This is a genomic window from Mesorhizobium huakuii, assembly GCF_014189455.1.
Classification (GTDB): Bacteria; Pseudomonadota; Alphaproteobacteria; order Rhizobiales; family Rhizobiaceae; genus Mesorhizobium; species Mesorhizobium huakuii_A.
In genome coordinates, this window is record NZ_CP050296.1 from 4,453,448 (window position 1) to 4,468,351 (window position 14,904).

Here is a 14,904-nt window from a genome sequence, read left to right on the forward strand (position 1 = left end):
ATTGGCTTAGAATTCCACCGTTTCGGCCGGTGCCGCGCGCATCGCCGGCAAGGCATTGGCAGCGAGATCCTGGATGTCGGCGAAACTGAACTCTTTGACCTGCCAATCATCACTCCAGAATGCAATTCGTTGCGGATCACCAGCCGAGCCGGGAGGAGGTAAATCCTGCAGTTGCTCGGCCAATCTTGTTTGCGGCCAATAGTCGCCGACACAACTCTGGATGAGCGCCACGACGGCGTCGAACCACGGATCGAGGGGCTCCGGCGGTGGGCCCAACCGCACGATGGCGAATGGATAGCGCCGGCCGACGCGATCCTCGCTCATCCGCCACACGCCGGCGCAGGGCTGGTCGCCGAAAATGCCAGCCTGGATGATGAAGCGCCATGCGCGGGTGTCGAGGTCTCCCTCGTCGGGCCGCGCCAGCAATTCCATCGACATCCAGCGGTCCCAGCGGTCGATGAAAGTCCGCGGCAGGTTGGCGGCGACGAAATCTCCGGTCGCCGGGATCTTGCCGAAGAATCCGGTGTTCATATCTGCGGCGGACATGAGAATTTCTTGAACATCTCCAGATTGTAGGGGTTCTCGACGCTGGCCGCCTTGAGCTCGAAATCGGCATACATGCCTTTCGTGCCCAGGCGCAGGCTGTAGACATCGGAGAGCGACGTGCCGGCGAAACGGCCGCTGCGCAGCATCCTCAGCCAGGCCCAGCTGCCGGTCTCGTTGAGCATGATTTCGGGCGATCCGTCGATGGGCTGGAACGCGAGCGAGATGACACCGGTGCCGTCCTTGCCGGGCCAGGTCATCGGTTGCGGCCGCGTCGCGTTGTTGTAGTAGACCAGCGTCTGGCCATCGAGATTGAGCGTCACGCGCGTGACGTTGGGAGACAGGTCCTTCGGTTCGAGCGTGAAGCTCATCACCGGTCCGGTGCCTCCGGGAAAGAGATCGTCGCGGATATGCCTGGCCTGCTCGAACGCCGCCAGTGCCGAAGGATCGAGGCCGAAATCGGCGCGCCATTTCCACGGCTGGCTGGTGGTGTCGACATAGTTGATCAGGTGGTCGTTGATGAAGCCGTCGATCAGCCCGGCCGGTCCGAACAGGCGGGCGAAATCACGCACATTGACGTCCACCGCGCTGTCGGCGCTGAACGGATAGCGGTCGTTCAGCGCGGCCTGGCAGAACGGCAGTATGTCCGCCCGCCAGATGGCGTTGAGCTCCGAAGTGACCGCTTTCTGGGTCAAATTGCTGGTGTCGCCGGCAATGCCGCCGAGCCAGGCGTTGATAGGGTCGGGCAGGATCTGCGCCTGCCTGGCGACCGCACCGGTCAGTTCGGCAAGGCCGCCCTGCTTCTTGATGGCATCCTGCGGATTGGGGTTGGCGGTGACCGTCTGCAGCACATTCGACAGCGCGGTCAGCGCGACAACGGCGGCATCCAGCGCCGGCGGCTGGCCGTCGACCTCGGCGATGGTGCTTTTCAGCGGCTTGAAATGCGCGGCCACCAGATTGCCGGTCAGGTCCACCTCTGTGGCGGACCCGGCACGGGGCAGCAGCTTCGCCCCGCTTGTCGCCAGCTTGCCGAGTTTTCCCAGCTTGCCGAGCAGTTTGGAGGCGCCCTTGGCTGCCGCCTTGTCGTCAACAGGTGCCTCGTCGGAACGCGTCAGTTCGGTCTCCTGGACGATCGCCGTCAGCAGCCGCTTCAGGGCTGAATCGGCACTCGAGAGATCCTTCAGGTTTTCGCTGGCGACATTGAGATCGGTCAATGGCGCGAGCCGCATGTCGCGCAGGAAGCTGTCCCATTGCGCGATGTAGTCGTCATAGTAGAGCTTCAGAATATCCTCGGACAGCGCCGAGACCGAGGTCTCGGAATTTTCCGAGCAGCCGCCGGCGAAAACCGCACGATCGAGCGCCGCCTGGGCGGCGACGTCGTCGACGCGGTCGAGAATGGCATCGTGGAAGCCGGCATAGGTGAAGGCTCCGGCAATGCCGACGCGAAGTGTCTTGTCGGAGCGCCGCGCAAACACCTTGCCGCCATTGGGACCGGCGAAATTGGCCGGGATCCACTCCTTGAGCCCGGCCACCTCCGGATCGGCCAGCAACTGCTTGTAGGCACGCGCCGGCAACGAGATCGTGCACACCGTTTTCAGCGCTTCGGCAACCAGCGCCTGGTCGGGCGCGACATAGCTTTCATCGACCGCCATGCGGCGAATGGCGGCAAGCTGATGCTCTTCGGCATCGGCGGTCGGGAATGGTGCCGCGGCCGCGAATTCGGGCAGGCTGTTCACCCACCAGTTCTGGGCGAAATCGGGATCCATCTGCGACAGGCCCGTCATCATGCGATAGGTCTTGAGCGCGCCGAGCATGAAATCCGGATCGCGGATCTGCCGCCACATGGTCGCCTCGAGCAGCGCGACCATACGCGGCTCGAGCACGTTGCGCAGGGCGTGGTCGTACGTGTCGGTCTGCGCCCGCACCAGTTCCGCCGAGGCCGATGGGCCCAGCAGATCCTGGGCGCTGCCCGGCGGTGCTGTGCGGGCGTTTGCGACGGTGTCCATTGCCTCGAGCGCACTGTCGATGGCGGGCTGCTGCACCGATGCCGGGTTTGCGGCAACGGAAGTCAGCGGCGTCTGCAGCGCCTCGAACTGGCTTGCCTGGGCCGTGATCGCGTTGCGGTTGTCGAAATAGGACCAGGTGAACAGCCCGCCGGCCAGCAGGGCGGCCGCTGCACATGCGGTCGCTGCACCGCGCCAGATCCACGCGCGGCGGCGCTGCGCCAGCGGATCGAACGTGCCGAGGCCGGCCTCTTTGAAGATGACGTCGGTGAGCAGGTTCTTCAGGAAGAAGCTGCGCTTCTCGACCCTTGGCGCTGGCAGGACCCGCCGTGGCGGCAGGCCGAAGGACGACGACAGTGCTGCGGTCAGCCGGTCGATGGGCGCCCCTTCCTGCGTCGCCGATGTCAGATAGAGGCCGCGCAGCCATGCGGCCTCTTCATAGCGGCTCTCGCCGAACATCGCCTCGACCAGAACCTGGATCGGTTCGGACAGGCTGGACAGCTGGGCGGGGAACCTGAAGATATCGGCACGGGCGGCGAGCTTGTCCTCATCCTCCAGGCGCGGCACCAGCCGCCGCTCCAGTTCCGTCGCCAGTGTCGAAATCTCGCGTTCGATGGTCTTGGCATCGACGCGCGCATCCAGCGCGAAGGTCGTTCCCCAGACCTGCTCGCGCGAGGCGGTCGACAGGCCGCCGAAGAACGCTTCGAAACCCTTGATCAGGTCGGCCTTGGTCAGCATCAGATAGACCGGGAGGCGGATTTCCAGCCGGTCGTTGAGCTCGGCCAGCCGGCGGCGGATCTTGCGGCCGTGCGCCTTGATCGCTTCGTCGCCCTCCGAAAGCACGTCGATCGACAGCGCGACGATCACGCCGTTGAGCGCGCGCCGGCCGCGATGCTTCTTCAGAAGGTCGAGGAAGCCCAGCCATTCCGCCGCGTCGACATCGGGCTGGCTCTCCTGCTGGACATAGCGGCCGGCGGTGTCGATCAGAACCGCGTTCTCGGAAAAGAACCAGTCGCAGTTGCGCGTGCCGCCGACCCCTTGCAGATCGTCGGTGAGGTCGATCGGAAAATTCAGTCCGGACTGCCGCAAGGCCGTGGTCTTGCCGGTGGCCGGCGGCCCGACGATCACATACCATGGCATCTCACGCAGGAATTTGCGTCCGCCGAGTTTGCGGCGTTTCAGTTCGGCCATCACCTCGGCGAATTTGGCGCCCACGGCGGCGACGTTCTCTTCGCCGGGCCCGAGGGGCTTCTCCGCAACCGGCGCGGCGATCTCGGCGACGAACATGCGGTTGGCGCGGATGGCCCGGCGCTGCGCGACGATCAGCCAGATCAACCACAGGATGATCAGCCCCGCGATCATGGCAATGCGCACATTGTCGGAATCGAAAGGCGAATAGGGACCGACCCTGACGATCGGACCGAATACCCAGATGACCAGGGAAAGCAGCGTGATGCCGATCAGCGTCCACAGCCAGCGCGATGTCAGGACCGCCCAGAGGAAGCGCAGGATGAACATCTCACAGCCTCTTTTCGACGAGCACCTCGACGCGGCGGTTCAAGGCTCGCCCCTCGCGCGTGCTGTCGCTGGCCACTGGATCGGTGGCCGCGCGGCCCTCGGAATGAACGCGGTCCTGCGGCACCCCGTTCTGGACCAGCATGTCGGCGATCGTCTGCGCGCGCGCCTCCGACAGCCGCTGGTTGGTCGACAGCGGATTGGTCTTTTGCAGGGGAACGCCGTCCGTATGACCGATCACCGTGATGTTGCCGATCAGCTCCTGATTGGCGAGGATCACCTTGGCGATCGAAGCGATCAGCGGCTCGAAGCCGTCGGTCAGTTGTGGCCGCGACGACTGGAACAGTTCGGGGTTGGAGGCCTGGATGACCAGCTTGGCCAGCGAAACGCTCTCGGTGCCGCTGAGCGCGGATTTGAGGCCGGCGGGCGCACCAGCCTGGAATTCGGGCAACAGCGCAAAATCCACTTTCTCCGGCGGCGGGGCGTCGACCTTGGGCGACGTCCGGCTGATATCGCCGCGTTCAGCCGGCGGCAGTGCGCGCACAAGGGCTGATAGTTCGACCGCCTGGCTGCTCAGCCCCATCGACAGCCCGACATGGATGGCGGTGGCGATGACCGCCGCACCGAGCGCCATGACCCAGATCGGCACGATGAAGCGCTGCGGCTCGTCGGAGGCGATCACGCCCTTCCAGTTGGGCGACAGCGGCGCGCCTTCTGCGTCGGCATCGCGCAGGAAGCGTGCCGCCGCCACGCGAACGGCGTTGAGCGACCGGTCGCCCGACCGGCCGGGCACGCGGTATTTGCCGCGGAAGCCGAGCGCCATGCAATCATACTGCAACTCCAGCAATTCGCGGTCGCGGTTGGGATGGCGTTCCAACTCGTCGAGACGCGTGAAGAACTGCGTGCCGGCATCGACATCGCCGCGCAGCATGACCACCAGCGGCTGCCGCGCCAGGCGCTGGCCCCGCCCCAAGGCGTGTTCAGGGCGAGGTCGTCGAGCAACGCCGCCACCACCCAGGCCGCCTGGTCGGCCCGCTCCATCGAGGATCCCGTCGCCATTGCCGTGTCGCGTGCCCGAACCAGTTCTTCGAGCAGACGGGTGCGCAGGGCTTCCGGGTTCTCCGGCGCCAGCGCGCTTTCAAGCTCGGGCGCGAACTCGAGCAGGGGCGCGAATGCGTTGACGAGCGCGTTCGGGTGCGTGCGCGACCGCTTGACCGCCGCGCCCGGCAGGAGCGGCGCCATCGGGCGCGGCGTCGGCGCGCCGGTCAATCGTATGCGGGTGCGTTCGCGATCCTCCGACAGCCCGAAAGGATCATCGCGGCTCATCATCTCACCTGTTCACCGAGTAGCAGTCCACCTGCGGCTCGCTTGGCAACACGCCCGAAACGCCGATGACGAAGCCGGGGGCATCGAGCAGCGACGCCCAGTGCTCGCTTTTCTGGTCCAGTTCGAGGCACAGCCGATCGCCGTCGTAAGGGATCTCGCGCGGCTGGGAATGAAGCGGTTTCAGCGGAATGCCCGGCAGACGCGATTTCCACAGGCCCTCGAACTGGTCGGCCGAACCGACAGTCGCCTGGTTGACGAAGATCTTGCGCAGCGCGTCTTCCGACAGCTCCGAACCGACCCGGATGACGATGCGGCTGGCGACCAGCAGCTTCGGATTGTCGATGCGGATCTTCCAGACATTGGTCGAATGCCGCATGACCGGCAGCGCCCGCGATTTCGGTTCGATGTAGCGCAGGCTGAGGATGAGCGAGCGCAGCGCATCCGCCAGCGCCATGTAGGCAGGCCCGGGCGCCATGTGATCGTAAGCCGGCAACTCGCCCAGCCGTCGCGCGCTCGATCCATAGGTTGCCATCGAACCGGCGAGCCCGGCAAGTTCCAGGTAAAGCTCGGCCGGATGGAAGACATCCTGCGCCAGCATATGGGCCAGCCGCGGCCGCGCCGCATTGGCGAGATTGAGCATCAGCAGGTCTTCGACGCTGCGCCCAGGTCCGCCCATGACCATCTTGCCGTGCGCCTCGGCGATCTGGTCGAGGCCGGTGACAACTTCCTGGAGCAATTGCCGGTACCAGGCCACCGCGCCGGTCACCAGTGTCGGCGGCAGGAAGGCCTCGTCCAGCGAGACGCCGCCATCGGCTCGAATCCCCTTGAGGTCGGCGATCGGCAAGGCCGTGTAGCCGCCGACCGACCTGCCGGGCGCAAGCAGCAGCGCCTGCGGACGGGCAATTTCGATTTCTTCAGGATCCGAGCCGCCCTGGACGGCGTCACGCACCGAAACGATCCGCCCATGATAGCGTGCTCCCGAGGCGGCGGCGTGTGCCGGATCGAAGCCGACACCACCGGGAGGTTCCAGCGGCAACGCGACCAGCACCGGTCCGGCACCCGTGTCCGGGGTGACCGGCAATGGTCGCGGCGCGTCCATCATGTCGGGAATGGAGAAGGGCGTTCCGTCCGGAAAAATGCCCCGTGCCGACAGGATCGAAATCTGGCCGGCCTCCAGCAACGCCTGGTCCAGCGTCAGCTGTTGAAAGCCGAACGTATGCAACTGCCCGGCCTGCAACGCGCCGCGCACTGTCGCTTCGAAAAAGCGATCCTGCTGCTGGAAATGCTGGGTCCGCAGGAAAAGGCCTTCGGACCACAGCACCCTGTTTGCTTCGCTCATGCCGCTACTCTCTGCATCGAGCTCCCTTGCTTTGGCCGCTAGGCGGAAATGCCACCGCTGCCAACCGTGACGTTGATCGTGAATTTCGATCCCGCCGACACCGACTTGGTCGTCCGCCAGTTCTTGCCGGTAGGCTCGCGGATCAGGGCCACGAAGCCCAGCGCCGTCGCGTCCGGCTCGACGGTGATGGTCTTGGACGCGGATTTTCCCGGCCCGACAGCGATCTGGTCGGATCCGATGAGATCGCCGCCCAGCGCGGAGCCGGCATCGCCCTGCAGCGCGAAGTAGTCGGCGGAATTGAATTTGCCGGTACTGCGCAGCCGCATGACGAGAACTGTCACCGGCCGGTCGCCGCCGCCCGGTCCCGGGTTCATGCCGGCCCCGCCGGTCACGTTGACGGTGATCACCGAAGGTTTCGGCGGGCCGCTCTGGCAAGCCGCAAGCAGCCCGGTCGCGCCCAGGGCAACGATGAATTCGCGTCGGTCGATCATGTTTCACTCCTCCTCATATGCGTCCCGAAAATCGGCGCCGATCTCGCCAAGGAAGCTTTTCTCGGCACTCTCGGCGATTTCACGATGGCGTTTCTGGTAGAGCTCCCACAGCTTGGCGCCGCGCCCGCCCGAAAGCAGGGTGCCGATCGCCGAATTCGATTTCAGCTCTTCCTCGATCGCTGCCGGGTCAAAACGGTCGACCATCCGGCGCAAGGCGGCCTGCACGCCGCGCCAGGCGCGCACGTGATGCTGCGCAAGATCGCGAACCGCGTCGGCGATAGCCGCCTCGCCGGTGAGAAATCCGGGGCTGCGCTCGGCGAGAAGCGTGACGATGGCGTCGTCGACCGTCGGCAGAAACTTGAGCGGATTGACTTCGGAAGCCCCGACCACGGTCTGGGCGACGCGGGCATTTCCCTTTTCCTCGGCCCGCTTGCGCAGAAGCTGCATCAGGCCTTCCATCATCAACCGGTATTCGCGGCCGAACTTCTCCATTTCCGCGACGCTGTCGCGCCCCGGGAAATCGGCTTCCTCGACGCCCATGCCACGCAGGAATGCGGAGCGAAGCGCCATGTCGCCCGGCTGCGGTGCTACCGGCGGGCGGGCTGGCGTGGCTGCGGCACCTGTGCGGACTGGAGGAGGGGCGTCAGCTGCCTGCACAGGCGGATCCCAGGGATTGGCGGGTCGTTGGGCGACGCGCTCACGCTGTCCGGCCTGGCCGACACCGTTTGCCGAACCGGCTGTGGCGGCTGGCCCGAAAGCAAAATCATCACTGAAATCGGACGGCTTTCCCGGAGCGAGTTGGGCACCGCGGCCGAGGGACGGCGCAGGGTCGAGGCTGAATGGGTCCGTCTGGCTCGCCGCGCCGCCGGGTTCGCGGTAAGCGGCGGCGTCTTTCGACACAGGCGTCGAAACCGGGTCGAGGCTGAACGGGTCATCGAAGGCAGGCGAGCTGCGCTGGCTGGAGGCGGCACGTTCGAACGCGCCCGCAACCGGCTGCTCGAACGGGTTCGGCAGATCGGCCGGCCGTGGCCGTCGCGGCTCTTCCTCGATCTTGGCGGAAAAGAAGTCGTCACTGCCGATGTTCAGCGGCGCCCGCGATCCCGGCGGCAGGCGTTCCGGAACCGGCTGGCTGGCTGGCTGTGCCTGGGCGGTTGGCGTCTGCAGGTCGACATGGACGACATAGTCGCCAAGCCTCAGCCGCATGCCGCTTTGAAGGCGCGTCGACTGGCCGGCACCAAGCGGGCTGTCGGAGTCGTTTATGTACAGCCCGCTGCTCGACGTGTCGGTGACGAAATAGCCGTCTCGCCCGCCCGTGATCCTGCAATGGGCGCGGGAAACGAACATGTCGGGATCGTTGATCTGCCAGCCTGCGTCCGCGCTGCGGCCGATCACCAGCTCGCCCTCGTCCAGCCGGGTCTGCCGTACCGCCTGGGTGCGTGGCCCTTGCTCCAGCGTCAGCAGCAGGCTCATGCCGCGACCCCCGCCATTTCCGGCCGCCATCCGACAATTGTCCGCAGCCGCAGATCGTCAGCATCGCCCCTTTCGGCGGGCCGCGCAAGCCAGGCGGTCCGGCCGAGTTGGACCGCTCCGATACGGGGCGGCGGCACGGCTTCACGCGCCAGCACGATGCGCAGGTCGACGTCGAGTGATTCCCCGACCATGTCGCGGACGGCCTGCTTGAACAGCTTGAGGCGCGAGCCGCCCGGCAGGAACGCCTTGAACTCCTCGAAACCGAGAGGGCCGACGCGCAGTTCGATCCTGCTTTGGCGGCTGAAAACGCGCGGGCCGATCGTCGCCCCTTTGCCCAGTCCCGCATAGGCTTTGGCGAGGCGGGTCTGCAGCCCGGTTGGTATGGTTATCCAGGCGGCGATGAACTCCTTAATTTGAACCGGCACCTTGAACGCTTCCGCCAGGAACAGCGTCAGCCGTTCGGGGCCGTCGACCTGACTGGCGAGCGACGCGGCCTGGCGGAGCTTGACGGTGTCGAGATCGGGATTTTGGGTGCCGGGAAGTCCGATCCCCGCCATCGCTTCAAGCATGGCGCGAACGCGGCCACCGACCGCGCGCTCGACCTGGACCGCCGGATGCGCGTCGGCCCAGGCCCGGTAGTAGAGGGCAATCATGCGGTGCTGAAGGATGTTGACGAAATCCACGAATGTCGTGTCGCTGGTCTGCTGCGCGTCGGCGCCGGCGAACCAGCGCTGCGACAGGCGGTCGAGCACCCAGCGCGTCAGATGCAGCGGCATTGGGCCCTCAGGCCCCAACAGGCCGAGATTTGCGACCGTGACCCGGGCCGGCGCCTTGTCGCTGGCTTCGCGGAACTGCACCAGGTCGCGCGCGGAAAAGGCCAGCCGCACATGTTGGCCGAGCCTTGCCGGCTCGCGGTCGGGGCGTCCGGAATGGCCGAACAGGCCGCCCCGTTGTTCGAGACGGCGCAGCAGTTCGAAAAAGTCGAACGCTTCGGAGGGAGCTTCGGCCCAGTCCGGGCCGATCTTGTCCAGATCAGGTGTCCTGTCTAGATCAGGTAGCGATTGCCGGGCGTCATCGGCCATGGCACATCCTCCTGCTTCTGCAGCAGCCGCGTGCGGGTCCGCACGAAGCCGTTTATTCCGGCATGACGGGCAAACAGCCGCGCCAGCAAGGCCGAAAGCAGCAAGGTGCTTTGCCCGGCCAGCACTGACTGATCGACATGCAGCGTCACTTCCGTGCCACGCCCGAAACACATCGGCCCGTCGATCTGCAGCCGTTCGATCACCGAGCGCGAGTCGATGCGCACGATCGAATGCACGTTGCGGGCAAGGCTCGGATCGCCGCGGTCGGCGTACAGATCGAGCAGCGCATGCAGGGGGTCGACACCGCGGCCTTCCTTGGCGAGGCTCAAGAAATTGAGCGCCAGCTGCGCCACCATTCGCCAGGCGAGATCGTCGGCCCGGGATTCGCCATTGGCCCCGGCAGGCAGCGCCGCGGGGATGGCCGGCTGCGGCGGACGCAACGCACCGAGCAGCCGAACGGATTCGACCGGGTCACCGGCCTCGAGCGTCAAGGTCGGATTGTCATCAAGGATCGGCAGGTCGCGGTTGGTGCAAAGCGCCATGATGTCGAGACGCTTCAACGGCCGGTTCGCGGGACTTGCGAGCGGTCTGGATACGGCCAGGAAAACATCATCCCCGGTGTATGATGTGCGGGTCAGGCCGTCGCGCCGTTCATCCTCCGTTGCCCGCCTTGGGCGCCGTTCTGTCGAATAGACCCAGCCGCTGCCACGGTTCTGCCCGAGGCTGAACAGCTCCGGTATCTCGGCGTCGCTGCCTTCACTGTCGGCATCCTCGACGCGCAGGACACGATAGATCTCGAAGTCGCGCGCCCGCGTCCGGTCAGCGTGCAGCACCTGCCGCGTCTTGCGCTGATCGAGCTCGACGACGTTGCACTCACGCTCGAACAGATTGATGATCGGCGTCGCGAAAAGTTCGAAATCCGCTGGCGTCAGGTCGGCGAGTTCGGGCACCGGGCGGCGGAACAGGAGGATGATCTCCAGTCCGGCCTCGCATTGGCGCACCACCGGCTGCAGCCCCAGAACCCGCACATAGTGAAAGCGCTCCGGCATGATGAAATATTCGCGCAGCAGGCGGTACCCTTCGAATGTCGGGCGGGTACGTGGCATCAAGGCCTCGTCGTCGCTGATGCCGACCATTTCGGGCGCCGGCAAGGGCGACAGCCGATTGGTCTTGCCTTCCGGTCGTGCGCCGACAGCCACGCAGGCGCCGAAAATCGCGTCGAACAGAAGCGGTGCCTTGGTGCGTCCGGCAAAATAGAGGTCGAGTTGGTCGAGCGCCAATTCGTCGAGTTTGCCTTTTCCAGTCCGCGTCACCGCCAGACGCAGTGCCGCCTCGCCGCCGGTGCCGCCGATCGGCCCTATGCCGGCCGCGGCCAGCGCACTGCGATCCTGAAAATAGCTGACTGAGGTGATGGCTATCGGCCACAGGGTCATGTCCTGCGCGGTGGAGAAGGTGCAGCGCGTCGACAGGCCGGGCTGCAGGCTGGAGACCAGCCGCGTGTTGCGCTTGACGACATGGCCGGCGGGCATGGTCTGCACCTGCTGGCCGGGTTTCAGCACGGCCATCGCCGTCGCGGGCGCCGGCGTGACCAGATCGGGGTAGAGGACTTCGAGCACGCTGCGCGAAAATCGCGAGCGCTCGGCGTCGACTTTCAGCCGGGTGCGCGCGGCGAGGAAGGCGACACCGTCCAGCAGCCGTTCGACATAAGGATCCGGGCAGGGCACCGTATCGAGGGAAAGGTTGCGCGCCACCGCCGGATGCATGTCGGCGAATTCCGCCGCAAGGCCGCGGATGTGGGTCAGTTCCTCCTCGTAATATTCGACGAAGACGCGATCCATCTCAGGCGTCCCTAATTTCGGTCCGCGCCAAGCCGTTGTCGAGATTGATCGTCGTGCGCAGGCGCATGCGTTCCGGTGTGGGCGTCATGATCAGCACGGCATCGATCTCGATCTTCAGCCCCACGGTCTTGTCGCCCAGGGTGACGGTAACCTTCGTCGCACTTTCCTGCAGGCGCGGCTCGAAAGTGGCGAGCACCGAGCGGATCTCGCGCGCCAGAACGTCGCGGTCAAAGTCGCGCGATGACCGCCCCGAGAAGGACGGCACGCCGTAATTGACCACGCTTCGACGCACCTCCGGAAAATCGGCGAGCGACGGCGGATTGTCCGCCATTTGCTCATTCTCCAGGTCGGACAGCAGCGGCGTGGCCTCGAAGCGCTCGGTGTTGAACAGCGCCTCGATGTCGCGCCGCACCGCTTCCCTGAGCACGCGCGCCGATACCACCACGCCGCGGCTTTCGATCTCGACGCGGTGCTGGGTCTGAAAGGCCAGGCGATGCAGACGCCGTTTCTGATCGGGCGTCAGCTCCGCATCGGCATCGATGGTCCGTGCACTGCCGGCAACGAGGCTGTCGAGACGGTCCGCGCCAAGCTCGTCCAACAGGACATGGCGCAGCCCGTCTATCTCCGAGGTCAGGCCCGGCAGGTCGTTGACGAGGCGATCCCACAGCGACGGCTGGACCGCCTCGCTTTTCGCCCGCAGGCTGCCCGCGATCTGTTGCTTGCCCGCGCCGGGCCGCCGAACCTCACTTGCCGACATAGACATCCATTTCGGCTTCATCATTGCCGTCATAGACGAACTTGATCTTCTTGTAGGCGAAGCTGACCTCTTCCTGGATCAGGTCTTCCTCATCCTCGGCCTGCGACATGTCGTATTCCATGATCGAGGCGTCGGTGAGCGTGACGACCAGATAGTCCTTGGTCTCGCCATCGATGGTCCGTCGGGCCGAGAACACCACTTCATCGAGCGCCTTGTTCTCGAACAGTGCCTTTTTCAGGTAGGGCGAGGATTTGTCGTAGTGCTTGATGAACTTGATCATGCCCATCGACACGCGCCCACGGCGTGAGAGCGAATTCGGGTCATAGGGTGCGACCATCTTGTAGTCGACGCCATGGATTTCGATTTCGTCGGAGTGGCCGTCGCGGGTGCTTGGGCCCTTGATATCGGGAACCTTCAGAAAACCATCGATCTTCATTGGCATTGTCTCTCTCCACCGCTTTCAAACGAAACAAGGTCAGGTTGCTGCAAATCAGGTCTTCACGGACGGCAGTTCCGATACCAGCCGCAGCGAGGCGTTGATGCCTTCCAACTGGTAATGCGGGCGCAGATAGAAGCGGGCGTTGTAGTAGCCCGGCCGCCCTTCGACGCTGTCCACCTGGACCTCGGCCGCGGCAAGCGGGCGCTTGGCGCGCGCCTTGTCGTCGGCGAAGGCCGGGTTGGCCAGCACGTAGCGGTTGATCCACTCGGTCAGCCAGATCTGCATGTCGGAGCGCTCCTTGAACGAACCGACCTTGTCGCGCGCGATCGCCTTGAGATAGTGCGCGAAGCGCGAAACCGGGAAGAGATAAGGCAGGTTGGCGCTCAGCCTTTCGTTCGACTGCGCATCGGGGTCGACCAGCCGGCCCGCCCGCGTCTCGTCGTCCTGCAGCGAATGAGCGCCGATGAAGGCCGCCAGATCGGTGTTTTTCCGGTGCAGGATCGGCATCAGGCCGAGCTTGGCCAGTTCGGCCTCGCGCCGGTCGTCGATGGCGACCTCGGTCGGGCATTTCATCGCGATCGAGCCATCGTCGGTCGGGAAGCTGTGCACCGGCAAATTGAGCACCGTGCCGCCATTCTCGACGCCGCGGATCTGCGTGCCCCAGCCGAAAAGCTTGTGGCTGCGGTTGATGTTGACGCCCATCGGGAAGGCGGCGTTCATCCAGACATATTTGTTGTGATCGCCGTGCACCTCTTCCTCGAAGGTGAAGCCCTTTACCGGAACGGTATCGGTGCCATAGGGCAGCCTGGCCAGGACGCGGGGCATGGTCAGGCCGATATAGCGGGCGTCCTCGCTCTCGCGCAGCGACTGCCACGAGGCATAGGCCGGGTTGGAGACGATCTGCTGCAGGTCTTGCGGGTTGGGCAATTCCTGCCAGCTGTCCATGCGGAACAGGCGGGGCGAGGCGGCTGCGATAAACGGCGTGTGCGCCGAGGCGCAGATGCCGGAGATGTTGCGCAGCAGGCCGACATCGCGCGGGTGGTTGGAGAATTCATAGGCGCCGATCACGCAGCCGATCGGTTCGCCGCCCAGCATCGAATACTCGTCCGTATAGACTTTCTTGAAGATCGGACTCTGGTCCCACATCTGGCCTTCATAGTCTTCGAGCGTGTCGGCCAGCTGCTCCTTGGAAATGTTCATCACCCGGATCTTCAGCTTCTGATCCGTCTCGGTGTTGTTGACGAGATACCAGAGGCCGCGCCATGTGCCTTCCATCTCGCGCACTTCCGGTGCGTGCAGGATTTCGTTGACCTGTGCAGTCAGCATCTTGTCGATGCCCGCGATCAGCGACTTGATCGACTTGATCGCATTGGACGAGATGGTCGTGGTCTCGGAACGCGATTGCGCCGCGAGCGCAAGATTGCGCACGAGTTGCTGCAGCTTCTCGCTGTCGTCCTTCTTGACCTTGAAATCCTTCTCGAGGAGCCCGCTGAATTCTCCAAGGTCGATGGCTTCGGCCTCGGCGACGGCGGCAGTCTTTTGCTGTTCGGCCATGGTTTACTCCCCTGCCTTGTCGTCGTCGGCGAGCGCCTGGTTGGCGATCTTGCCAAGCAACGGCTCGTTGTTCAGAAGCTGCGCGATGCGCTTTTCGGCGTCGACGCGACCATCCATGAAACCGAGCAATTCCTCGAGCTGGCGACGCATCTTCAGAATCTCGGCCAGTTGCGGCACCTGCTCGGCGATCTTGTCGGGAGCGAAATCACCCATCTTGGTGAAGGTTAGATCGAGCGCCAGTTCCTCGTCGCGCTCCTGGCCTTCGGCCTGCGGCAGCGTGTTCTTCACCCGGGCTTTGACGCGGGGCCCGAGCGCCTCCATGAATTTGGGGAAGCGGTTCGCGTCGGTCTCGACAAAGGCCCGGTCCAGCACCGATTTTGACGCTTCCCTGGTCTGCGAAGCACCGGAAAGGTCGGCCATCACGGCCATGACGAACGGCAATTCGATCGTCGTCGGGCTGCCGTAGGTTTCCACATCGTAGGCGATCTGCACCCGCGGCGCGCGATTTCGTTCGATGACCTTCGCTTTGCTTTCGGCTGGCATGTGC

At 65.0% G+C, this 14,904-nt stretch carries 11 protein-coding genes and 1 pseudogene; all 12 read right to left on the reverse strand.

Features of this window, described 5'->3' with window-relative positions; all coding sequences use genetic code 11:
- Positions 1-6 precede the first annotated feature (6 nt).
- Entirely contained in the window at positions 7-546 is a 540-nt protein-coding gene (gene tagF / locus HB778_RS21545) for a type VI secretion system-associated protein TagF (RefSeq protein ID WP_183456793.1), read from the reverse strand.
- Positions 528-4,064, reverse strand: a complete 3,537-nt coding sequence (gene tssM, locus HB778_RS21550) for a type VI secretion system membrane subunit TssM (protein WP_183456795.1) — start codon at positions 4,062-4,064, stop codon at positions 528-530. Before tssM ends, tagF begins: the two co-directional genes overlap by 19 nt.
- Position 4,065: 1 nt before the next feature.
- Positions 4,066-5,387 (reverse strand): annotated as a pseudogene (gene icmH, locus HB778_RS21555) (type IVB secretion system protein IcmH/DotU).
- 4 nt (positions 5,388-5,391) lie between these two features.
- On the reverse strand, positions 5,392-6,726 hold the full coding sequence (gene tssK, locus HB778_RS21560) for a type VI secretion system baseplate subunit TssK (protein WP_183456797.1): 1,335 nt from the start codon (positions 6,724-6,726) through the stop codon (positions 5,392-5,394).
- Between the two features lie 38 nt (positions 6,727-6,764).
- Complete coding sequence (gene tssJ / locus HB778_RS21565; RefSeq protein ID WP_183456799.1) at positions 6,765-7,217, reverse strand: type VI secretion system lipoprotein TssJ; 453 nt, start codon at positions 7,215-7,217, stop codon at positions 6,765-6,767.
- 3 nt (positions 7,218-7,220) lie between these two features.
- Complete coding sequence (gene tagH / locus HB778_RS21570) at positions 7,221-8,687, reverse strand: type VI secretion system-associated FHA domain protein TagH (RefSeq protein WP_183456801.1); 1,467 nt, start codon at positions 8,685-8,687, stop codon at positions 7,221-7,223.
- A complete protein-coding gene (tssG, locus tag HB778_RS21575) occupies positions 8,684-9,769 on the reverse strand; it encodes a type VI secretion system baseplate subunit TssG (protein WP_183456803.1) in 1,086 nt (361 codons plus the stop codon). The genes tagH and tssG overlap by 4 nt, the downstream gene beginning before the upstream one ends.
- A complete protein-coding gene (gene tssF, locus HB778_RS21580) occupies positions 9,733-11,607 on the reverse strand; it encodes a type VI secretion system baseplate subunit TssF (protein WP_183456805.1) in 1,875 nt (624 codons plus the stop codon). Before tssF ends, tssG begins: the two co-directional genes overlap by 37 nt.
- 1 nt (position 11,608) lies before the next feature.
- Entirely contained in the window at positions 11,609-12,364 is a 756-nt protein-coding gene (gene tssE, locus HB778_RS21585; protein WP_183465171.1) for a type VI secretion system baseplate subunit TssE, read from the reverse strand.
- Positions 12,351-12,800 carry an Hcp family type VI secretion system effector gene (locus HB778_RS21590; RefSeq protein ID WP_416361774.1) on the reverse strand — a complete coding sequence of 150 codons (450 nt, stop codon included), beginning with the start codon at positions 12,798-12,800 and terminating at the stop codon, positions 12,351-12,353. Before HB778_RS21590 ends, tssE begins: the two co-directional genes overlap by 14 nt.
- Before the next feature lie 54 nt (positions 12,801-12,854).
- Positions 12,855-14,357: a type VI secretion system contractile sheath large subunit gene (gene tssC, locus HB778_RS21595; protein ID WP_183456807.1), complete on the reverse strand. Its 1,503-nt coding sequence runs from the start codon at positions 14,355-14,357 to the stop codon at positions 12,855-12,857.
- 3 nt (positions 14,358-14,360) lie between these two features.
- On the reverse strand, positions 14,361-14,900 hold the full coding sequence (tssB, locus tag HB778_RS21600; RefSeq protein ID WP_095199080.1) for a type VI secretion system contractile sheath small subunit: 540 nt from the start codon (positions 14,898-14,900) through the stop codon (positions 14,361-14,363).
- Positions 14,901-14,904: the final 4 nt, after the last annotated feature.

Coding starts and splice junctions, on each gene's coding strand:
- tagF (WP_183456793.1), bottom strand. CDS start 546: ATGTCCGCCGCAGATATGAACACCGGATTCTTCGGCAAGATCCCGGCG.
- tssM (WP_183456795.1), bottom strand. CDS start 4,064: ATGTTCATCCTGCGCTTCCTCTGGGCGGTCCTGACATCGCGCTGGCTG.
- tssK (WP_183456797.1), bottom strand. CDS start 6,726: ATGAGCGAAGCAAACAGGGTGCTGTGGTCCGAAGGCCTTTTCCTGCGG.
- tssJ (WP_183456799.1), bottom strand. CDS start 7,217: ATGATCGACCGACGCGAATTCATCGTTGCCCTGGGCGCGACCGGGCTG.
- tagH (WP_183456801.1), bottom strand. CDS start 8,687: ATGAGCCTGCTGCTGACGCTGGAGCAAGGGCCACGCACCCAGGCGGTA.
- tssG (WP_183456803.1), bottom strand. CDS start 9,769: ATGGCCGATGACGCCCGGCAATCGCTACCTGATCTAGACAGGACACCT.
- tssF (WP_183456805.1), bottom strand. CDS start 11,607: ATGGATCGCGTCTTCGTCGAATATTACGAGGAGGAACTGACCCACATC.
- tssE (WP_183465171.1), bottom strand. CDS start 12,364: ATGTCGGCAAGTGAGGTTCGGCGGCCCGGCGCGGGCAAGCAACAGATC.
- HB778_RS21590 (WP_416361774.1), bottom strand. CDS start 12,800: ATGAAGATCGATGGTTTTCTGAAGGTTCCCGATATCAAGGGCCCAAGC.
- tssC (WP_183456807.1), bottom strand. CDS start 14,357: ATGGCCGAACAGCAAAAGACTGCCGCCGTCGCCGAGGCCGAAGCCATC.
- tssB (WP_095199080.1), bottom strand. CDS start 14,900: ATGCCAGCCGAAAGCAAAGCGAAGGTCATCGAACGAAATCGCGCGCCG.